We start from the raw sequence: 23341 nt of genomic DNA on the forward strand, positions 1-23341 counted from the left end.
GAAATCACATCAACAACAAGTGCTCACACAGATTGTTTGATTAAATTGTTAAAGAGCGTGCCTTGCGGCTAGGCGGCGTATATTACGTGCCTTTCGAACATTGTCAACGTTTTAATTTAACTTAATTCCGAAGCGAACCACGAAGCGTTAATACGTTAAAAACTATTCTCAAACTCGCTGGGTAACTTGCGTTCCGTCCCGTGTCTGTGGATGCGCATTATAGGGATCTTGAAAAGGTAAGCAAGCGTTTTATTGCAAATAAATCATTATTTTTAGTATTTAAAAAAATTCGTTTAAATAACAAACAAACGCATACCTTTTTGCTTATTATTTACTCACACCAGCGCTTACTTGCTTGGTGATCAATTTTTAAATGGTCCATTACTCTCGCCACCATGAAATCTTGTAACTCTTCAATAGTTGTTGGTTGATGATAAAAACCAGGAGCTAAAGGCATAACAGTGGCTCCTAGTTCAGAAAGAGTGAGCATATTTTTCAAATGTAAGGTGGAAAAAGGCGTTTCTCTTGGCATTACAATTAACTGCCCTCTCTCTTTAAATACAACATCGGCTGCACGTTCCATTAAGTTATTTGATAAACCTTGTGAAATTGAAGCAAGTGTTCCGCAACTACAAGGGCAAACAACCATTTTTTTAGGCGCTGACGATCCTGATGCGACAGGAGAAAACCAGTCTTTTGACGTTAATGCCGTAATTTGTCCTTGTTTACTATTAAAGCGAGTGCTCAAAAATTCATTCAACGCTACAATATCGACCGGCCAGTCTTCATCGACTTCGGTTTTTAATACTATTTGTGCCGCTTCAGATAAAATTAAATATACTTTCACGTTTGCATTTACCATTGACTGTAATAAACGTAAAAAATAACCACTGCCAGAAGCCCCCGTTACACCTAAAGTAACGGTATCGTTATATTGCATAGTCATCTATATGTTCATCCTATAATTTGTCTAATAATTTTTGGTGAATATTCGCAAATCCACCATTACTCATGATCAATATATGATCGCTAGGTTTAGCGTGCTTAACTAATTGATCCACTAAGTTATCTATATCAGTTTCAATATTTACTGCTTTACCTTGTTCTGCAAACAACTCTTTCATAGACCACTGAATACTTTTATCTTCAAAACAATAAACACTATCCGCTAAAGCTAATGAGTTAACTAATGCTTCTTTATGTATACCTAATTTCATCGTATTTGAACGTGGCTCTAACACTGCAATAATTCTTTCGTTGCCCACTTTCGCACGAAGACCTGCTAAGGTTGTTTTTACTGCGGTAGGATGATGGGCGAAATCGTCATATACTGTAATATTGTTAATTTTGCCTTTAATTTCCATGCGACGTTTAATACTTTTAAATTCGCCCAATGCTTGAATAGAGATCTCAGGCGTCACGCCAACATGTCTAGCAGCAGCAATCGCAGCTAATGCGTTATCAACATTATGGTCGCCCATTAAATTCCAATTCACTTGACCTTGTTTATCTCCGTTTAGGTTTACTTCAAACTGAGTACCGTCTTCTTTGACTTTTTGCGCAGACCAATTTTCACCTAAATATTCTACCTCACTCCAACATCCCATATGTTTAACAGACATTAACGCTTCATCTTTATTGGGAATAAATACACGCCCACTACTAGGCACTGTTCTCATGAGGTGATGGAATTGTTTTTTGATTGCATTCAAATCATCAAATATATCGGCGTGGTCAAATTCAAGATTATTTAAAACTAATGTTCTTGGATGGTAATGCACAAACTTAGAACGTTTATCAAAAAATGCACTATCATATTCATCAGCTTCAATAACAAAAAATGGTGTTTCACCTAAACGAGCAGATAAACCAAAATTCTCTGGCACACCACCAATTAGAAAACCCGGCTGCATGTTGGCATACTCTAAAATCCAAGCGAGCATACTAGAAGTTGATGTTTTTCCATGCGTGCCTGCAACTGCTAATACCCAACGGTCTTTCAAAACATGTTCTAACAACCATTGCGGGCCTGAAATATAAGGTATTTGTTTATCTAATACCGCTTCTACGCAAGGGTTTCCACGGCTCATTGCATTACCAATCACCACAAGATCAGGTTTACAGTCTAATTGGCTTGGGTCAAAGCCTTGAATAAGTTCAATCCCTTGCTCTTCTAACTGCGTGCTCATTGGTGGATAAACATTTTTATCTGAACCAGTGACTTTATAACCTAAGGATTTAGCAAGGATCGCAACACCGCCCATGAACGTGCCGCAGATACCAAGAATATGAATATGCATGAAACCTCAATATTGGAAATAGGAATAATATAAGGGATGTTATCAAATATTAAACTTAAGTGATTGTAAGAAAATTAAAAATTGGCAATAAAAAAGGCGAGACTCATTATGAGACTCGCCTTTCAGCATTCTTTTTAATAAAGTTTAAGCTATATACTTAACCTTCAAATGCAGCTTGTAAGAAAGGAATAATTTGTTTTTTACGACTAACAACACCTGGTAATTCAAACATATGATCGACCACTGTGCTGTTTAAAGCTTTTGCTACTTTTTCTGCATCTTTAGAGATGATTAAAGCAGTTGTATCTAGCTTATTGATATCAGTTAGTAACACAATCGTTGAATGGTAACCTTTATCTGCTTGTAATTGCCCCATTTCTATCAACATTTCACCTTTTTTAGAAAATGCTGTTTCTAATGAAGTTAACTCTAATTGACCAATGGCTAACTTCTCACCGGCCATTTCAAATACCTTTTGGTCACGAAGAATAAGATCAGCAGCAGACTCAGCAGTAATATCTGATTTAGCTTCGAATTGTGCTTCAGCAAATGCTTGAATATCACTTACACCAGCAATTTCAGCGAGTTCTTTAGCAGCAACAACATCCATATCAGTACAAGTAGGACCTTGAAAGTTTACCGTATCAGAAATAATTGCGCCCATCATCATTTTGGCAACTGGTGCATCAGGTACTTGGTTATTAAATTTATACATATTGTAAACAATTGTAGCACTACAACCGACAGGCCAAATCCAACATTCTAAAGGTGTCGATGTGGTAATGTCGCCTAATTTATGATGATCAACAATCCCTAAGATCGTTGCTTTTTTCATATCAGCAGTACCTTGGCCCCAATCTGAATAATCAACTATAAAGATCTCTTCGCCCGCTACTTCAGTACGTATTTCAGGTTGTGGTAAACCTGATTGCTGTAATAAGAATAATGCTTCAGGATTGGGCTCACCTTGTAAAGCCGGGGTTGCTGATTTGCCCATTTTATTAAATAAACTTGCAAGGCCGATAGCACTACATAAGCTATCACAATCTGGGTTTTGGTGTCCTAATACAATCATCGGTATATCCACTATGTTATTAAATAAGTTAATTGGGGTTGGTCATTTCAATTATCAGCAGAATACCTGATTCTACTGATAATTTTAAGCATAAATTGTTATCTTGATTTAGTATGGCTTTAATTTCAAGGTTTCGTTTTTAGTTAGCAGCCTATATTTAATAAAGCCATTAAACTCATACCCTCTATAAAACAGTATTTTGCCACACCGATAAATTAAATATTGTTTTTGATACAAAAGACAAACGCTTGGAAGAGAGTATATCCACTGAAAATTATCTAATACCCGTTGCTCTTCTCGTTGTTTATATTCTAATGCTCTTATTTGTTTTTGTTCAAACACTTGGTTGTTAATTAATGTATTACTTTGAGTAATAGAGACTTCACCTGCAAAAATATTAAGGCTAAAGGATGATAAAATCATCATCGCTATTAGCTTATATTTAGATAAAAACCTACAAAATAAAAATATCATGGAGTAATTATACACCGTTCCCATGATTAAAAATATCCGTAATTAGACACTGCCCATATGCAAAGCAGCACTCATGGAACCCTCTAGTACTATAGTAGTAGGTTGTTAATGAGGTGTTCCTTATGATCTTAATCCAAGATATGTTATAACCTATATTATCAGCAAAAAACGTCTCAAATATATTTTTCACTACAATTAACAACATTGGCTCAGGTAATGAAATTGAGTAGACTGATAATCCATTTCACAAATTAATAGCATTACAACACTTAACAACACTATTATGGTTTATTATTAATTACATTTTTTAATAGGAGTTTTATATGCTGCGTTTTATTACCCCACTTTTATTATGTTCCTTTCTATTTGCCTGTACGGCGACTCCAGTGTCTGACTATGCTCTAAGCCATGACTTCTCTCAATATAAAACATTTACTTTTGTTACTTCACCTGAGAAGAGTGTATCAAGCATTGATAGCAAACGAATAGAAAATGAAACCGCAGCCCAACTGAAAGTAAAAGGGCTTAGCCAGACAGAAACACAAAGTGCTGACTTACAAATAAACTATCGGCTAGAAATGACTACAGAGATCGAATCTAATGGTGGTACTTTCGGTTTTGGGATTGGCCTCGGTCGAGCGGGCATTGGTATGAGTACCCCCTCTAGTTACAATGAAAACCACTATAATAAACTAGTACTTGAGTTTATAAACCCTGCTAGCAAATCGATAATATGGCAGTCTATTTCTCAAAATAAATTGACTGAGACAATGTCAGCACAGCAACGAAATGATTTTATTGTTAAAGAAATTACCCTAATGCTCAGCGATTACCCACCACAAACTAAATAATCTTAGTTCAGGGTAATTAAAATAATCTAATAGCTTTTTTGTGCAGTGTTTGGAGTTACTGTAACAACAATACTGTCCAACCAAATTTGTTGGGTTCTCTTTTCAAAAACATAAACTCAACAACCACCTACTAAAGTAGGTGGTTTAGTTTTACGGACTAAAGTCCGGATACGGGTCAAAGACCCGTTGAATTAACCTTCCGTTCTAAAGTTATCGTCACCTTTAACTTCAAAGTGGTGTTCTAGACATTCTTTAATCATTTCTTCGGTAACATCTCCTGATGTTACACAGAAATATCCTCTGGCCCAGAAATGACGACATCAATATCTCTTTTTAAGATCTGGGAAACTTTCAAATAATTTAGCAGATGAACGCCCTTTAATTCTTCTCATTATTTCACTGGGTGCCATATTCGGTGGTGCTTAAACTAAAAGATGAACATGATCCTTACTCACAACTCCTTTTAAAATCTCAATTTCAAAGGCATTACATGTTTGCCGAACTAATTCTCTTACTTTCAAACCAACATCACCTTGTAATACTTGGTATCTAAATTTAGTAACAAAAACAAACTGATATTGAATTTTAAAAACTGTATAGCTGCCGTATCTATAATCCAGAACTACCTCCTAACACTAATAGAGAGATTATAGCTAAAGTCGATGGCTTTAACCTTTTAGGTAACTAATAAACTTTTTTCAATGAGTTTTCGCTTAAGTTCCGTGTGGTCAGGAAGATGGATACCAGTAATTCCATACTCTTCGGCTTTTTCTATATTCACAAGGGTATCATCGATGAAAGCAGTTTCTTCAGGAAGAAGATCATATCTGTTTAAGAGAGTATCGTATATATTTGAGTCAGGTTTTATAACATTTAATCCATCTTCATATGAAACTACTTTTCCATCAAAGTGTTTAAAAAAATTGTATTTTTCAAAGATCGCTTCAAATGGTTTTTTTGCAAAATTAGAAAGTATGTATAACTTATAGCCATTATCCTTGAGTTGTTTTACCAGAGGGGTATTGTGACTAAGCTCTGTAAAAAAAACTACTCTGGCATCCAAAATATCCCTTACTTCCTCTTTTTTTATTCTTCCTTTGGCAACTATTTTATTTATAGCCTGCTCTTCAGTTATTATTCCTCTGTCTAGATCTAGCCACTCCTCTCCCTTAAATATATCAAATAAATAAATTTCTCTAGTTTTCTTATCTATTCCAAGTTCTTTTAAATAAGTCTCTGGCTCGAAGTTAATCAATACTCTTCCGAGATCAAATATTATATTTTTTATCATTGTTAAAAACTCCTTCTAATTTTGATGTATCAGCATCATAAAAATTATTATCTATTTAAAAGAGTATAAATCTACATCCTATTTATCACTTAGGACAATTTCCTAGTTTTGCAGGAAAATTTTGTTGTATCTAACTTTTTATGTCATATCCACTAAAAAATTTTTAATAAAGCAATTTCACCTTGAACTGCTGAATTTTAAAGTATATTTTGCTTGGTTATTTATTCAACATCAAAAAGTCAAATAATATTTTGTGAATATTGAGATTGCAATTATTTAGAGCCCCATAACACATTGAAATTTAAAGCATTACAACAATTCAATAACCACCTACTAAAGTTCGGAATTTTCGTCACCTTTAATTTCAAAGTGGTGCTCTAGATATTCTTTAATCATTTCTTCGGTAACATCTCCTGATGTCACACAGAAATTTCCCCTAGCCCAGAAATGGCCCCCCAAATATCTCTTTTAAGATCAGGGAAACTTTGAAATTCGCGGATGAACGCCCTTTAATTCTCCTAATTATTTCACTGGGTACCATATTTGGTGGCGCTGAAACTAATAGATGAACATACTCCTTACTCACAATGCCTTTTAAAATCTCAATTTAAAAGGCATGTTGCCGAACTAATTCTTTTACTTTTAAACCAACATCACATTGTAATACTTAACATCTATATTTAGTCTCAAAAACAAAGTGATATTGAATTTTAAAAACTGTATGGCTGCCGTATCTATAATCCATAACAACCTCCTAACACTAATAAGGAGATTATAGCTAAAGCTGACCGACTAGAGCCGATGATTTTAACCTTTTAGGTGACTAATAAATTTAAGCTAATAACTTGAAATAGATGGTTCTGGATTTTATGTTATTTGATGTTTATTAAGCGGTGTAGACTAATAAGCAAAGTTATGACTAAAATTACTGATGATATTGATCAAAAGGGATGGGCTGCATTTGCTGGCTTAGTAAATGATTAGCTATCTTTAGTCATAACTAAAACATGTGAAAAATTAACTATTAGCCCTTTATAATTCATAACATATATTTATCAGCTAATGCTGTAATACATAAAGTTAAGCATTGATAGTAACAAGGAAATGATTGGTTCGGAAATCCTGATTTAAATAAAGTCACCAAGCCTTTATATGAAAAAGAATAAATCAAACAAAAAGTTTTTCTATTTAAAAAACTTCATAATATGAGGTAAACCGATCAAGGGATCGGATGCAATAGCTATTACATAACACTAAAAAGGTGAACAATCTAGATTGTTAAAACCTCACTTAACTGTGTTGTGAGTTTTGCAGTGAGAGTAATTATTCCTCTGAAACTCAGATATTATTAGCGACAATTTTTCCTGTTCGACATATAAAACATCATTTATTCCTTTAGTATTACTACTTACATTCATTAATATCTAAGGTATCTGCCGACAGTTGTGCTTTTAAAAATGGTAGCAATACTAAGCCAATTGCGGCAGAGGCTATTGCAATGACTATGAAAAAACCGTCCCATTGATAATTTTCGATAACAAGTGCTAGTGGATAGCCTGCTATAGCAGCTCCAATATAAGCAAACAGACCTATAAATCCTGTAGAAGCACCTGGCGCATTTTTATGAGAACATTCGGCAGCCGCCATACAAATAAGCATGATCGGACCACAAACAAAAAATCCGATAGTAAAAAAACACCCTGCCTGCAGGATATATATGCTTGTAGGCATTAGCCAAAGTGCAGTTACGGAGAAAAATATACCAATAGAAAAAAGTAAAGTAATTAGAATTCGATTACCATTAAATAACAAATCGGCTCCTCTTCCTGCGACAAGAACGCCAGCAAAACCTCCCACCTCAGACATTACTAACACGGAATTTGCTGTGATCAAGTCGTAACCATATTGTTCTGTTAAGTACAGGTTCCCCCAGTCATTGATTGCAATTCTAACAATGTAAACAAGTGTGTAACTAAAAGCTAATAACCAAATATATTTATTGGAAAAAACGTATTCTCTAACTATTTCTCGATAACTTAGTTCTTGTCCAAGGGCTTCATGAGCAAGTTCCAATTTGTCATTTCGCCACTTTCCTACTGTAGGTAAACCCATTGTGGTTGGCTTATCTCGTAAACGCCAACATAGAAATATGCCAATCAATACACCACAAATACCAGGTATAATCATTCCTTCGCGCCAGCCATAATGCAATGTCAAATAACCTATTAATATCGCTAAAAATACGGTTCCAACGTTATGTGCTGTATTCCATATTGACCACCAAACTCCCCTTTCTGATCGCGAGTACCATGTAGTCAATAATTTAGAGCAAGAAGACCATCCGCACCCTTGAAACACGGCATTTAATATCCATAATGCAGCAAACATGGAAATAGAACTTGAAAATCCGCAAAGTATATTAATAATACCCGCTACAATGAGCCCTATCCCCATAAAATATCTTGGGTTAGAGTTATCTGAGATGAAACCAGAGAAGAACTTAGAAAGTCCATATGTAACGTAGAAGAGTGTGCCTATAAATCCAATATCAGCTTTATCCAAACCAAAATCGGTGATTAATGCAGGCATGACATAGTTAAAACTCTTACGCGTAAAATAGAAACCCGCATATCCAACATATAGGTTAAATAACATATGAAGTCGCCAGTGTTGATACAATGAATCTATTTTAGATTTACTCTCAATCAGAGGAATATCTGAGTTTGTTTTTAAAATACTAATCATCAGTTTATGTTAACTTCCCAAATCATATCAATAAAAGTAAAAGTAGATAATAGTTAAAAAGATGGCAGTATTACGGTTAATCTTGTGCCGTATTTCTGTTCAATTTCATGCGAGGTAATACTAAAATCTCCACCTAAGGCCTGAACTCTTTCTTGAATACCAACTAATCCAAAACCATGGTTTTTATCTGTTTCTTTTAAACCAATACCATTATCAGCAATAATTAAATAATATTTAGATTCCTTATCCATAGTTTTTTTAAATAATGAAATCGTTACCTCTGATGCTTGAGCATATTTTATTATGTTATTTAATGACTCCTGGCAAATACGAAATAAAGTGGCACTGAGCGTATCATTTAAATAATGCTCTGCTATATCATAATGTATAAATGTCTCGATTTTTTGAGAGCTAAATTCAAGCTCCGTGATTAACTGGCGAATGGCACCTTCAAGACCAAGTTCGTCTAATACTTTAGGCCTCAAACGATTTAGTAGCCCTCGAGTAGTATCATAAATATTAAGTGATAGTTGCTCTATCGTTTGTGCGTGATTATGCTTTTTTACTATATTATCAATACGTTGAAGAATGTTAGCTTGAGTTCTTATTGCTGTAATATTTTGACCGATTTCATCGTGAAGCTCTCTTGCTATATCACGGCGTACATCCTCTTCAGCTTTTACTAATTGTTTTGCTATGCTTTTATTTCTATCAAGCTCTTGCATTAATTGAGTATTTAGATCCCTTTGACGCTGTACCCCTACCCCTAATAAAATCCCAGTAAGGGTTTGAGCAGATAAGGATAAAAGTAAATCATCCATAGAATGTCCGGCATTTGTTTGTGTCACCATTAGCGCAATACTGTTAAATGAAGTTGCTAATAGCGCACCTTGCCAACCATAACGATATGCTAATAACACTATCGGGATTGCCAAACAAAATGGTGCAAATCTACGCAACTCTTCTGGTAATCCTGCTTGAGCAAAGACGTTCACAACAAAGAGCAACAAATAGAGAAAAAGATGACGATTTCGCAAGTCGAACTGTTCATTTATAAAGTCAGCAGTCAATTGATTCCATGAGTTTTGAAATAAATAACTCCATATCAAATAGCAACTAGGAGCAAGCATTATACCTCCTGTAATACTACACAAAAAAGCACTCCATAAGTCATCGTAATATAACGCATAACAAATAGTATTGGTCATAGATAATACAAGAATAACCAAACCTATAATGCGTAGGCGTTTCCATTGACTACCATTGTAGTGATTATGCGCGACATTAAGAATAGGAATACTAATAAGACTTGCTCCTATCAGGAACCCCCATTCTGAGCTGTTAAACAAAACAATGAGCCCTGCAATTAAGGCTAGTTCAGCTCCGTAAATAGAAACCCAATATTTTTTGGGACAGTGTAAAATAACACCAATTCTAAAACCAAATGGAAAGAGTAGAACTGCAAATTCAGAGAGTTCTACAAAGTGATTAGATAATACCCAAAGACAAAACAGGCAGCACAAAATAAGAAGCCAAGTATAAACCAAAGTAGTTATATACCCACTCATTAGATCCACTCTAAATCAAAGTATTTAGCAAGTTTTACATTATTTTCCACATTCAACTTATCCATTGCGTTGGCTCGATGAATATGCACAGTTTTGGGACTTAACCCTAATTTTATTGCTATGTTCTTGATATCTAGACCTTGGGCTAGCAACTCCCCAACTTGATGCTCTCTTTTTGTTAGCTGTTTAAAACAATCAATTCGGGATCTATTGGCAAATTTGATAGCTAATTCAGGGGGTAAATATTGACGACCTTTTGCTACTGTTCTCACCGCAAGAAGCATTTCATTAGGACTACAGCGTTTGCTAAGAAATCCTTTTGCGCCAAGTCCGAAAGCTTTTTCGACCATTGTCACTGACTCATGAACACTTAGCATAATACAATCTATCTTATTTGATATTTCAGAAAGCAATTCCAATCCATTTTTATCTGGCATAGATATATCCAAAATACAGATCTGAGCATTGTTAGTTTCTAGTCCATCACTCGCTTCATCGGCAGAACCATATTCACCTACGACTTCAATATCTTTTTCCATAGAAAGTAACTGTGCAAATCCTGAGCGCACAATTACATGATCGTCAATAAGGGCGAGTTTAATCATAATTGATCTTCTAATATTAAATAATTAGCCAAGAAACATACTCTTAAAAATTAAGCTCCTCAAGGTGAATTCACTTATAAAGCGTTATTTCAAAAAAAACAGGCTATGCATCACACAAAGAAAAATTGCCTGAAAAACTAGGAAATCCTCCTAATTGATAATTTTAATTTAGATTTAAAGTCTTATTTCAACATTACTTGTTTATTTAACACCTTGGTAAACATCTAAAAAAACCTATTTCTGTAAATTTTAATAGGTTTTACTTGGTATTCCATGTCTATTAATGACAAGGAATAAATTATTTCTTAAGTCTAAACAAATAGGTTAACAACCATGATTAAGAACATTATAAACTTTTTTAAAGCTGGTTCGGCTAGTAAGAATAAAGTAACCAACAAAGAGAAAATACGGAAAGAACATTCACGCCATATGTGGATGGCTATATTTGGAACAACAATTGGTTACGGTTTGTTTTACGTAGCTCGATTAAGTATGTCTGTTGTTAAAAAGCCAATGCTAGATGAAGGGTTTTTAACGACTACAGAGCTAGGGATAATTGGTTCTGCTCTGTTCTTTGCATACGCATTTGGTAAGTTTACTAATGGCTTTTTGGCTGACCGTGCAAATGTAAAGCGCTTCATGGCCTTTGGTCTACTTATATCGGCTTTGATAAATTTAGCTCTTGGCTTTACTTCTGCATTTTGGTTGTTTGTTGTGCTATGGGGGGCGAATGGTTGGTTTCAATCTATGGGGGCTGCACCCGCGATAGCTTCTCTGACTAATTGGGTTCCTAAGAAGCGAATGGGAACTATATATGGCTGGTTTAGTATAAGTCATAATATTGGCGAAGGTTTGAGCTTTGTATGTACAGCTCTTCTTGTTGGTGCTTTCGGGTGGCGTTGGGGATTTGTCGGGGCAGCTGCGGCTGCGGCTGTCGGTTCTTTATTTTTATATTTTATGCTTTCTGATAAACCTAAAACATATGGTCTTCCACCAGTTGATTCAGATATAAACGAACCTACTGAAGAGAAAATTGAAGCTCCCTCAAATTCAAAAACTACAGGTCAACAACAACTGGCTGTACTGAAAAACCCGCTAGTATGGCTAGTTGGTATAAGTAGTGCGTTAATGTATGTTAGCCGTTATGCGATCAATAGCTGGGCAATACTATTTTTGCAAGAACAAAAAGGTTATGAATTGTTAGGTGCTAGTGGTGTAATGTCGATATATGCTGGAGTTGGTATATTTGGGTCTATTAGCTCTGGTTGGATATCTGATACTTTATTCAATTCTAAACGTGGACCGGTAACTATTTTCTATGGTTTGCTTCAAACAATCGGTATGTGTTTGGTTTTCTATAGCCCAGATAACTATTTTTGGGCTGATAAGCTAGGTATGGGTTTATTTGGTTTTGCAACTGGTGGTTTATTAGTTCTATTAGGCGGTTTAATTGCAGTAGATATTGCAGGTAAAAAAGCAGCTGGGGCAGCTATGGGTGTCATTGGTATTTTTAGTTACATTGGTGCGGGTTGCCAAGAGTGGTTGAGTGGGTCATTGATCACTTCATCTGTTATGATCATTGATGGTTCTGAAAAAACCGTATATGACTTTTCTACAGCAATTACATTTTGGGTAGGGGCTTCAGTTGCATCAATGCTCCTGGCAATGCTGTATTTCTATCTACAAAGTCGTAAAAACAACAACTTATTAGAAAACGATATTGTTCAAACTCTTCGTACCTAAGATGTTTATGGAATGCTAAACTATATTGTTATTTAATAATAACAGTCTGACGAGTGCCTTAAAAAGTTCTGAAATCCGATACTTAGTAATTAATATCGGATTTTTTATGAACTGTAATTTAACTTGTACACTACGTATTAAAACAGTTCAGAATGTGACAATCAATTTCGCTCGTAAGTATCATCTATTATTTCGACATTTTTATTTTTTAAAGACCTAAATACAACCGACCTTAGATGAACAATGTAATCAAACTACATTATTAAATTTTATGTCAAAGTATGGTTGTAGCTATATTATTATCACATTAAGTATATGCGGTCTGCACTAACTACCAATTGCTTTTTTTACATACACATCAAAACGGTTTTTCTTTGTCTTAATGCTCATACTTGGTTTTTTATCATTCAAAAACGGTGCATAGTCAGGTCGCTTCACCACTACTCTATATTTAGCAGCTGCTAAGGCAACATCTAATAAATCATCGGCATCTAAATCAGCACCGACTACTCCCTGGAAAACGCGCATCTCTTTTTTGACGAGTGCAGATTTCTTTTTATGCGGAAACATCGGATCTAAGTACACAACATCAGCTTGATGTTGTTGTAAATACTCGTATCCACTAGCATGGGTTAAGCGCATACGTTGTTGCATCCACTCGCCAATTTCAGCATCTAAATAAGCGCGCTCCAAACCGTCTTCCAATAAAGCAGCCGCAACTGGCGAACGCTCTACCATATCTACATTACAGCCCAGTGAAGCAAGCACAAAAGCGTCACGTCCTAGACCTGCTGTTGCATCAATTACATGTAATGTAACACCTGCTTTAACACCGATGGCTTTAGCAATTGACTGCCCTTTTCCGCCACCAAATTTCCTACGATGTGCGACGGCACCAGAAGCAAAGTCAACAAAGACTAAACCTTGTTGGCTATCATCCAACTGCTCAAGTGCTAAATGCTCCGGCAATAATCGTAATTGAAATAATTCACTTCGAAGAGCGGTAAAACCCCATTTCTCGCGTAATTTTTTAGCTTTAGGTGCTAGAATATTCTCGTTACAGACTAATGTGATATCCATTAAAAATCATCCTCATACAATGACTCTGATAATAACGCCATCATATCAATAGGCACAGGTTTGCCTAAGTGGTAGCCCTGCGCAAAATCGACACCAATTTCATTTAATTTTTCGATAATCTCTTCACTCTCTACATATTCAGCGATGGTTTTTTTACCAAATAAATGACTCAATTCATGGATCGTTTTAACAATACCAAAATCCTGAGCATCATTTGCCATGTCTTTAACAAAAACCCCATCTATTTTCAGGTAATCAACATTCAACCGTTTAAGATAACCAAATGACGATAAGCCAGTACCAAAGTCATCTAATGCTAACTTACAACCTAATTTTTTTAATGAATTAATTAATTTAGCTGCATTGCTAAAGTTGCCTATTGCCACGGTTTCTGTGATTTCAAAACAAAGTTTTTCCAACGGTAGTGATGAATGACTTAATAGCGTTACAAGATCTTCAATAAACTTTGGATCACCGAGTGACTGACCAGATAAATTAATAGAACACATATTTAATTTAAATACATGCTCAGGATGATTTTTTAACCAGTTAATGGTTTTAGTGATAATAATCATATCGATTTTATCAGCTAGATTGTAACTCTCAGCTATCGGGATAAATTTTGCAGGCGGAGCAAGTTCACCATTTTCGTCTATCATCCGAGTTAATATTTCATAATGTAGGTAATCATCGCTGCCACTCACAGGTTTGATCAATTGAGCATAAAGACAAAATCGAGACTCATCTCGTAACGCATCTTGTACTTTATTAACCCACACGACATCTTCACGACGAAGTTCTTCCTGTTTATCTTCTTCGTAGATATGGATCCTATTTCGTCCAGATTGTTTTGCGGTATAACATGCGCTATCAACACAACTTAATGCATGTACACCACCACGACCAAGTTCTGTAAACTCAGCAAGCCCAATACTAACTCCTAATGAGAAATGATTACCTTCCCATAAAAAATAATGTTTGCCGATTGCTGAGATTATCTTTTCTGCCGATTTATTAGCAACGTCAAGTTCGGTTTGAGGAAAAATAATAGCAAACTCGTCACCACCTAATCGAGCAACCATTGCGTTAGCAGGAACACTTTCATTGAGAATAGTCGCAATTTGTCTTAATACTTCATCGCCGGCGTGATGCCCGCAGGTATCGTTGATAATTTTGAATTTATCCATATCCAAATACATCAAACAACAAGGTGATTTATGCGTGTCTATTTTATCTAAGTTTTTGTCTAATTGACTTTCAAAAAACAATCTATTTTTCAATCCAGTTAAATAGTCATGTGATGCACGATAATTTAACTCTTTAGACAGTTCATAGCGCTCAGTGATATTTTCACACACTAAAAAGTATTGATCATGACCATCGATTTTTCGTACACGTTCATTGATCCAAATTTTACGGCCATTCTTTGTCGAATAAGATACTTCACGAGATAACAACATGCCTTCTTGTTCTTCACATTCTGCTAGGTAATTTTTTAAATCTGTGAGATTTACTAATTCTGAATACAGGGTGACAAGGTTACGGCCAATTAATTCACCGTCATAATAACCTAACAAATTACAGCCAAATTTATTACAGGATAAAATTAACCCTTGGGCATTGAGCATTAACAACATCGAAGGACTTTCATCTAATAATAAGTTAGAACGCTTGTTCGCTTTTTCAACTTCCTCTTCAACCGCTTTAATACCACTAATGTCCCTAGCTTCTACAATAATTGAGGTTGTTTCGTTACCATGTAATACTTCATTTTTTACCGGTTGAATAAACACATCGAAAGCATGCTTTAATTTATTTTTATCAATTAATCCACATTCAAAACGCGCTGTTTTACCAACCCTTGCTTGCCCCATGGCAGACTTTAATTTTTTCTTACTCTCAGCATCATTTTGCCACCAAAGAGTGTCCCATAAGAGGCTTCCCGTCACTTCCCCTTCTTGCATTTGTACAAAGTCTAAAGCAGTTTGATTGACCATTTTAATTTCACCAACCAAATCAAGCATAAAAATAAAATCGTAGGAGATATTAAAAATATTGATGACGCGATCGTGTTTAGTTTCAACTAAAGCAGTATTCTGTACTAACTTTAAATATTTACGCCATCCCCAAAAAAATAGACAAAGAAAGCTAAGGATAATAAATGATAGGGTTAACAAACTAAAATCTGCTTTATATTTATTCTCTTTTTTATTAATAATACGATAGCCAATCGGGACATCACTTTCCTGTAATCCCCAACGTAATAGCTCTGGATATTGAATAATATACTTATTACTCAAAATAACTTGGACGGGTAAATGTTCTATCTTAGCACCGAGTTTTATTTGCAATACTTTATCAGCAGCGGCTTGACCTTGCGCAAAGCCACTTGTCACTACACCACCAATGACTCCTTCCATCAAATCATGTTGGTTAATAACAAATAATGGCACTCTTGCCGTAGCTGTTATTGCTTTTAAAACTTCAGTGCGATTAATAAAGAAGCCGTCTTTATCACGAGAAAAGTCATCAAATATAATCACAGAGTCGCTAGCGATATTATTAATTTTATTTAATAAAGATGTTTCACTCTCGTTATTAAGAATGTTTAGGGTGGGTTCTAACCGTAGTGATAATTGTTGAATATCTTGTTCAGAGATTTGACGAGCAAGCGTACGGCCAGTAATAAGGTAGATATCCGTTGTTAGCGGAAATAATTGTGTAGATAGGCGCATTGTTTCAAAAATATTTTCTGATTCTACAATCGCAGATATTTTATGCGTAAAGGCTGGTAGTGAAGTATCGCTATTTTTAATACCAGTAAAAACAATGGGCGTGTTAACAAACAACCTTTCCCCGTATTGTTGTACTAGCTTTAATGCATTTTCACCACTAACGATAATCGCATCAAAATTTCTGGTATCAAACTTTCTAGATAAAAAATCGACTTGCTGTATCAGGGCTTGCTCTCCCATCACTTGGTTGCTATCAAGGTATGATACATACAAAGAAATATTGCTATCTTTAAATTTATCTTCAATGCCCTTTTGAATTTCACGGGTTTGTTCATTACCTTGATAACCTGAATGCAATACTAAAACTTCACTAGAAAGCGCATTATCAGCATAAACACATGAGCATAAGAAAATGCCCACAAACATGATTTTTTCAAAGGTAGCTTTAAAGAACGTCAATATAATTTCCAAATCAAAATATATGATCACTGAATGTATTATTTTACTTAAATACTAAATCAGCCTGATAAATTAAAGTAGTCTATAAGTGAATAACTATCCACTTAAAACTATATTACTTGCTGTTTTTATTACACTATTTTGATTAAATACAGATTATTAAGGCAAAAAAAACCAGTCAAACGACTGGTTTTTTGTAACAAAGTAACTTTAAAGCGGGGTAATTATATATAACAAATCACCGCTTGATACTTGTTGCCCATTTGCATTGATAATGCGCTCTACACGGAACTTAGTTTTTGCATCATAAAGCACTGCATCTTTACGATTAAAGCTTGCTAGCGTTAGAGGTGAGAACATTTTCATTGCTTCCATTAAACCTAATGTTTGTTCAACATTAACAATGTCACCTTCTAATACAAAATCAGGCTCAGCTGGTGAAGACGCTCGGTAGAAAATACCAGCACTTTGTGCAATTACTTTCAGCTCATTACTACCATCAACTTGGATAGACTCAGCAACACCTTCAAGACCAGAGGCAGCTGACGCTTCCATTTCATCTATCATCACTTGTTGGTCAAGTTTAGCCATGAATTTAGGTAAGTAAGTGGTATCGTATTCACCATTTATGAAAGTGTCATCTTTTAGGATGCGTTTCAATAATGGAATATTAGTCGCGATACCTTTAATACTTACTTTATCTAAGAACTCAAGTAACTTAGCAATAGTATCGTTACGATCTTCACCATGACAAATAAATTGTGCCACTAAACTATCGTAGTATGGAGAAACTTCTTTCCCCGTAGCAATCATCGACATCACTTCAACATCGTCTTGCTCAGGAATGATACATTCAGAAACTTTACCAGGGTAAGGCAATAGCTGCATGATGCCATCAGAATCTAAGCCAGCTTTCTCAGCCGTTACGCGCACTTCAATTGCATAACCTTTTTTCTGTGGCGTCAGCTCAGAAATGTCACAACCAGAAGCAATATCGTACTGTGCTTTTACAATATCAATACATGATGTTGCTTCAGTTACTGGATGCTCAACTTGTAAGCGAGTATTCATTTCCATAAAGTAGATGTCATTTGCATCTAAATCGTAAATAAACTCAACCGTACCTGCGCCCATGTAATCTACTGCATCAGCAAGAGCAGCAGTATGCTTAAGCGCTTCTTTTTCTAATTTTTCAGGCAACATAGTTGAAGCAGACTCTTCAACTACTTTTTGGTTATTACGTTGCACTGAACAATCACGAATACCTAATACTTTAGTATTGCCAAATTTATCACGTAATAATTGCACTTCAATATGACGTAAAGAAGTTATGTATTTCTCTAGGTATAAGTCACCATTACCAAATGCACTTCGTGCTTCAGCAGATACTTGGTTAAAGCCAGCAAACATATCTTCAGCTTTTTCAATAACCAAAATACCTTTACCACCACCACCGTTTACTGCTTTCAATAAAACTGGGTAACCCATATTATTAGCAATATCTAAAGCTTGTTCTGCACCGGTTAAAATACCGTGAGAACCAGGTACTACAGGCACACCATTAGCTTGTGCTGTTTTAATTGCGTTTGACTTATTACCCATCGTTAGCATGCTGTTCATGCTTGGACCAACAAAGTTGATATCATGGCTAATACATAAGTCTGCAAAATGCGGACTTTCAGATAAGAAACCAATACCAGGGTGTAATGCGTCAACTTGTTCGTATTCAGCTACTTTTATTACTGAGCTTGCATTTAAGTAACTTTCATCTGAAGTATTACCACCTAAACAAACTAGTTTATCGCCTTCACCTAGCATATCTGCAGGAACAGAAGTCATATCAGGGTCAGAAGCCACTAAAACAACATTAATATTGTTAGCTTTGGCAATACGAATCAATTTAACAGCAGTACAACCACGCGCATGTATTAATACTTTTTTAACGGGATGCATTAACTGACGAGGATCAGATTTAGAGAATTTCTCTTCTTCGATATCACAGACAGGTATAAAGCCAGACAATGCACGGTTAATTGTTTCTTCAACAGTGATAACAGGCATTGGCATGTTTTCATCAATATCACGTAACTTGTCATTCAAGTCATCAGAGAATGGGTTGATAACTAAACCATCCATAGCACCAGGTACACGTGATAAGTAGTTAGATAATGTAGACGTTGATGGCAAATACGCAGGTACAACCATTTGACCAGCAAATGGCATATTAGTACCAGAAAGGTAATAAGTTTGTGCCATTGGGTGAGTTACAAAACTTGCTTGTGCTCCACCAGTACAATCCCCGTAACCAAACATAACAATAGGTAAGTCGTTATCACGAATAAAACGCGTAATACGGTCATTAACTACTGACATTGAGAATAGTGCTGCAGCACCTTCTTTAGTTTGCATACCACCAGAACTAATGAAAGCCACAACAGGTAAATGTTGTTTTGCACATTTAACCAATAGTGCACAGAACTTCTCTGCACTGGCCATATCAAAAGCACCCGCTTGGAAAGATAGATTAGAAACAGCAACACCAACACGCTGTGTTTCGCCACTTTCTAATTTAAACTCACCCGTACCCGTGATCAATCCACATGGTTTGATGTTTCTATCTAACGCATCTTCTACAGATAGACGGAAACCAGGGAACTCTAATAGGTTTGCTGTCATTAAGTCAGCACGAGACTCTTTGAAGTTAGTAAAGAATTTCTGAATAATCGCTTCATGAGAATTATTCTTTTTGTTTTTTTCTGAACGTAATACAGCTTGAATCAATAGATCTTGATAACCCATTGTTAAACGGTTCCAGAAATCTTTACGACGTCCGATTCTTACAGGGTTAATTGCACCATTGTAAGAGCTTTCGTCATCACGACTGTTGTAGTATTCAGGTAATAGTTTTTCGAACAAGTAGGTCAAAATAACAAATAAACTAGAGTTCATTTGTGGCGCACCAATACTCTTCCATTCTTCCACTTTAGCAAGAATTTCACCACGCTCAGACTGCTCGGTGAAGTATTGTAACCATGCATTAAAAGTAACTTTTAATTGCTCGTAATCATCATCACTGACTTTGTTTAGTGCAGTCTTTAATGAACTACGCACCAATGATGAAACCGATTGACGAGAAAGTTCTTTTGTCGCCATTGCTTCTTTAGCAATAGAGGCTAAGTTGCCCATTGTATTGTCATAAAGTGCGTTAAACACCAGCATATGACGACAATGTATAATGAAGCATTCACGCGTTTCAGTGTGTGAAACAACATCAATGATATCAAGCTCTGCTAATTCAGGAAATGAATCCGTCATTGGCATCGTTTTTTCATCTTCTAAATGTTTAATTAGAGAATGAAAGTTATTTTCAGCACTGGTTTTCCAACGGTTATACAATGACCAAGTTAGGTTGATCATTAATGTACTACGTGCGTTATCATAGTTTGCTTTTGGCTCACCTAAGATAAGCTTAGTAATTACGTTACGCTCAACACCTTTATCTTCACGTTTTTGTAGGAATGTTTTCCAATTTTTATTCAGTCTATCATCGTAAATTAACTTATCTGGGTTTTCTAACCAGTTTAAGAATACTTGCTTACGATCTGCTTCAATACGGGCTTTCAAATCACCTTCTGGTACCGTTAATTTAGATAAACGGCCATATTCGTTCTTTTGAATCGCTTTAATACGAGAGCGTAACGTCAAGTAACGCATGTAGCGGTAAGTAGTACCAAATGCATTATTATGTGACGTTGGGTTTTTAGCTAATAGCTGAGCATCCGTTGCATTTTCTATCGCTAGTAGCTTGCTTGAAGGTTCAAGGTAACGCGAAAGACTACGGTTATAATGTTCTAAAATATCAGGATGCTTACGTACAAATTCAACTGATTTTGACTCAATCGATAAAATACCAGAAATAATCGCTTTCTGAAGGTTGTGTTGACGCTCATCTTGGTCAACAGGCGAGTAATCAACAATACCGTCGATACAGCCCATTTCATAAAGCTCTTCTGGTGATACACCAACAGACTGAGCACATTCCTGCCAAGACAAGTTGTATTTACGCGCAATACTTTGTAAACCTTTAGGTTGAATAGTATTAAAAATACCATCACGTACCGATAACAATATATTAGCCGTTGCTAATGGAATAGCGCCACCAGAATAACCGACACCCACCACTATACCGATAGTAGGAACATCAACATTGGCACTTTCAGTGATCATTTGTGAAATACTGTGCGCTTGGTTTTGACTATTCGCCGCTTCTCCAGCGTCAGCTCCCGGCGTGTCGATTAAGTACACAATCGGTAATGACATATCTGCAAACTTACGGATCGCTTTACTTGCTGCTAGATGGTGTTCAGGCATCCAAGCACCATTATTTGAACTACGCTCCTGTGCAATTAGACCAATACGACGGCTGTAACCGCCAAAATCCAATTCCATTTCTGCAGAATAAAAGGCTCCGTTTAGTTGTTCGGTAATGATTTTACCGTTAAACCCTTCAATAATAGTTTTTGAACCAGGTCGCTTATTACTCTCAGCCGGTGTTACCGTACGTGCAATATAAGCATCAACATCCAATTTTTTGATAGTAGCCAGATTTGATTTAATACGCTGCTTATCAATAAGACCTTCTACACCATCTGTATTTGACGGTAATGAATTATCTGGAAATAGAGAAAAGTCTTTTGCGATTTGCTCAGCATGAATAAATAGCGGATCTGCAATATTATTCACTTCAAACTGAGAAGATGAAGGTTTTCCTGTCATATAATTACCCTTACAAGAAAGTGATGGAAAAAATAAATGTCGTAATTTACAACTTATTAGCATTTGATTCCACTATTGAACTCTAATCAATATAAATCATTTGCGAATAAGTTGCATATTGTGAAGCTTGAGCTAGATATTAGCTTGAATATATAACTATTCTCTTCTATTGGGTGTAAAAAAACAACAAAATAGGAATCGTTATGTCAAGTTGTGAAGTCAAGCTTAAAGCATATAATCTTCAGGAAGTTCGATTTGTGCGACACCCGTTGCGATAGCAGCACGTGCAACAGCACCAGCAACACTTTTCAATAGACGAGGATCCATAGGTTTAGGAATAATATAATTTTTACCAAAATCGAGTGATTCATAACCACTTGCTTTAAGTACAGACTCTGGTACTGGCAGTTTTGCAATCGCACGAATTGCATTAACAGCAGCGACTTTCATTTCATCATTGATATCCGTTGCACGAACATCTAAAGCACCACGGAAGATGAATGGAAAACAAAGTACATTATTAACTTGGTTAGGGTAATCACTGCGTCCTGTCGCCATGATTAAATCATCACGTACTGAGTGTGCTAAATCAGGGTTAATCTCAGGATCTGGATTTGAGCAAGCAAAAATAACTGGATTCGGAGCCATTAGTTTAACATCGTCAGCACCTAATACATTCGGGCCAGATACGCCCACAAATACGTCTGCACCACAAATAACATCTTGCAAAGTGCGTTGGTCAGTATTATTGGCAAAACGTTGTTTATATTCATTGATATCGTCACGACGAGTATGGATAACCCCTTTACGATCCAACATGTAAATCTTTTCACGCAATGCGCCACATTTAATCAATAATTCCATACAAGCAATGGCTGCTGCGCCAGCGCCCATACAGACAATTTTCGACTCTTCAATTTTTTTACCTTGAATGTCTAACGCATTGATCATTGCAGCTGCAGTTACAATTGCAGTACCGTGCTGGTCATCGTGGAAAACAGGAATATTACAGCGTTGCTTTAGCTCTTTTTCAATTTCAAAACACTCAGGTGCTTTAATATCTTCAAGGTTAATACCACCAAAGGTATCTGCGATATTAGCGACAGTATTAATAAACTCTTCTGGTGTGCGATGCTTTACTTCAATATCAACCGCATCAAGGTTCGCAAAGCGTTTAAAGAGTAATGCTTTACCTTCCATTACAGGCTTTGAAGCTAACGGGCCTAAATTACCTAGACCTAAAATAGCAGTACCATTAGTGATCACAGCAACTAAATTACCTTTAGCTGTATATTTATAAACATCATCAGGGTTAGCCGCAATCTCTCTCACCGGCTCGGCAACACCTGGACTATATGCTAATGATAAATCTTCAGCTGTTTCAGCTGAAGTTGTAAGCTCTACGCTAATTTTTCCTGGTTTAGGAAAAGCGTGGTAATCAAGGGCTTGCTGGCGAAAATCTGACATCTATAAATTCCATTCGAATAGGCTAAATTGCTTATAAAAGATAAGCATAAAAATAAAAGTGTGATGATAGTCAAATTTTAACCAAAATCACAGAGCTAATTAGCAGTATTGTAGCAGCTCAAACAGGGTAAGGTTGTATTGGAAGGCAATTTTTAGAAAAAAAGTAAATTTC

The 23341-nt window shown here is 35.9% G+C and carries 14 protein-coding genes and 2 pseudogenes; 2 read left to right on the forward strand and 14 right to left on the reverse strand.

The genetic code is table 11. The annotated features are described in order from the left end of the window. Window positions 1-331: 331 nt before the first annotated feature. The 4 genes from MT390_RS09205 to MT390_RS09220 all read right to left on the reverse strand — a co-directional run bounded on the left by MT390_RS09205 (window position 332) and on the right by MT390_RS09220 (window position 3801). On the reverse strand, window positions 332-940 hold the full coding sequence (locus tag MT390_RS09205) for a flavin prenyltransferase UbiX (protein WP_499440940.1): 609 nt from the start codon (window positions 938-940) through the stop codon (window positions 332-334). 19 nt (window positions 941-959) lie between these two features. Then, window positions 960-2300: a UDP-N-acetylmuramate:L-alanyl-gamma-D-glutamyl-meso-diaminopimelate ligase gene (gene mpl / locus MT390_RS09210; RefSeq protein ID WP_499440771.1), complete on the reverse strand. Its 1341-nt coding sequence runs from the start codon at window positions 2298-2300 to the stop codon at window positions 960-962. A gap of 157 nt (window positions 2301-2457) precedes the next feature. Beyond that, window positions 2458-3375 (reverse strand): manganese-dependent inorganic pyrophosphatase, encoded by a 918-nt coding sequence (locus MT390_RS09215; RefSeq protein ID WP_166372370.1) that lies wholly within the window; start codon window positions 3373-3375, stop codon window positions 2458-2460. A 108-nt stretch (window positions 3376-3483) separates the two neighbouring features. After that, window positions 3484-3801: a hypothetical protein gene (locus MT390_RS09220; RefSeq protein WP_166372369.1), complete on the reverse strand. Its 318-nt coding sequence runs from the start codon at window positions 3799-3801 to the stop codon at window positions 3484-3486. A gap of 371 nt (window positions 3802-4172) precedes the next feature. Here MT390_RS09220 and MT390_RS09225 point away from each other — a divergent pair, with 371 nt between their 5' ends. Then, a complete protein-coding gene (locus MT390_RS09225; protein ID WP_166372368.1) occupies window positions 4173-4700 on the forward strand; it encodes a DUF4136 domain-containing protein in 528 nt (175 codons plus the stop codon). A gap of 191 nt (window positions 4701-4891) precedes the next feature. Here MT390_RS09225 and tnpA (MT390_RS09230) read toward each other — a convergent pair. The 6 genes and pseudogenes from tnpA (MT390_RS09230) to uhpA form a co-directional block, all read right to left on the reverse strand. Beyond that, window positions 4892-5320: pseudogene (tnpA, locus tag MT390_RS09230) on the reverse strand (IS200/IS605 family transposase). Window positions 5321-5376: 56 nt separating this feature from the next. Further along, window positions 5377-5991, reverse strand: coding sequence for an HAD family hydrolase (locus tag MT390_RS09235; RefSeq protein ID WP_499440773.1), 615 nt, complete (start codon window positions 5989-5991; stop codon window positions 5377-5379). Between the two features lie 333 nt (window positions 5992-6324). Further along, window positions 6325-6736 (reverse strand): annotated as a pseudogene (gene tnpA, locus MT390_RS09240) (IS200/IS605 family transposase). Between the two features lie 659 nt (window positions 6737-7395). Continuing rightward, window positions 7396-8736: an MFS transporter family glucose-6-phosphate receptor UhpC gene (gene uhpC, locus MT390_RS09245; RefSeq protein ID WP_499440775.1), complete on the reverse strand. Its 1341-nt coding sequence runs from the start codon at window positions 8734-8736 to the stop codon at window positions 7396-7398. 53 nt (window positions 8737-8789) lie between these two features. Continuing rightward, window positions 8790-10304: a signal transduction histidine-protein kinase/phosphatase UhpB gene (uhpB, locus tag MT390_RS09250; protein WP_499440776.1), complete on the reverse strand. Its 1515-nt coding sequence runs from the start codon at window positions 10302-10304 to the stop codon at window positions 8790-8792. Continuing rightward, window positions 10304-10909: a response regulator transcription factor UhpA gene (gene uhpA / locus MT390_RS09255; RefSeq protein WP_499440778.1), complete on the reverse strand. Its 606-nt coding sequence runs from the start codon at window positions 10907-10909 to the stop codon at window positions 10304-10306. Before uhpA ends, uhpB begins: the two co-directional genes overlap by 1 nt. A gap of 333 nt (window positions 10910-11242) precedes the next feature. Between uhpA and MT390_RS09260 the strand changes: the two genes are divergently transcribed. Next, window positions 11243-12652, forward strand: coding sequence for an MFS transporter (locus tag MT390_RS09260; RefSeq protein WP_499440780.1), 1410 nt, complete (start codon window positions 11243-11245; stop codon window positions 12650-12652). A 327-nt stretch (window positions 12653-12979) separates the two neighbouring features. Here MT390_RS09260 and MT390_RS09265 read toward each other — a convergent pair whose 3' ends face one another. From MT390_RS09265 to MT390_RS09280, 4 genes are all read right to left on the reverse strand, one after another. Next, a complete protein-coding gene (locus tag MT390_RS09265) occupies window positions 12980-13732 on the reverse strand; it encodes a class I SAM-dependent methyltransferase (RefSeq protein WP_499440781.1) in 753 nt (250 codons plus the stop codon). Then, the gene (locus MT390_RS09270) at window positions 13732-16926 is read right to left on the reverse strand and encodes an ABC transporter substrate binding protein (protein ID WP_499440782.1); all 3195 of its coding nucleotides are present in this window, start codon (window positions 16924-16926) and stop codon (window positions 13732-13734) included. Before MT390_RS09270 ends, MT390_RS09265 begins: the two co-directional genes overlap by 1 nt. 210 nt (window positions 16927-17136) lie before the next feature. Further along, window positions 17137-21702 (reverse strand): ATP-binding protein, encoded by a 4566-nt coding sequence (locus MT390_RS09275; RefSeq protein WP_166372364.1) that lies wholly within the window; start codon window positions 21700-21702, stop codon window positions 17137-17139. A 225-nt stretch (window positions 21703-21927) separates the two neighbouring features. Then, window positions 21928-23169 carry a malic enzyme-like NAD(P)-binding protein gene (locus MT390_RS09280; RefSeq protein ID WP_166372363.1) on the reverse strand — a complete coding sequence of 414 codons (1242 nt, stop codon included), beginning with the start codon at window positions 23167-23169 and terminating at the stop codon, window positions 21928-21930. Window positions 23170-23341 lie beyond the last annotated feature (172 nt).

It is taken from the genome of Vibrio sp. 2-Bac 85, from assembly GCF_037546705.1.
Lineage (GTDB): Bacteria > Pseudomonadota > Gammaproteobacteria > Enterobacterales > Psychromonadaceae > Psychromonas.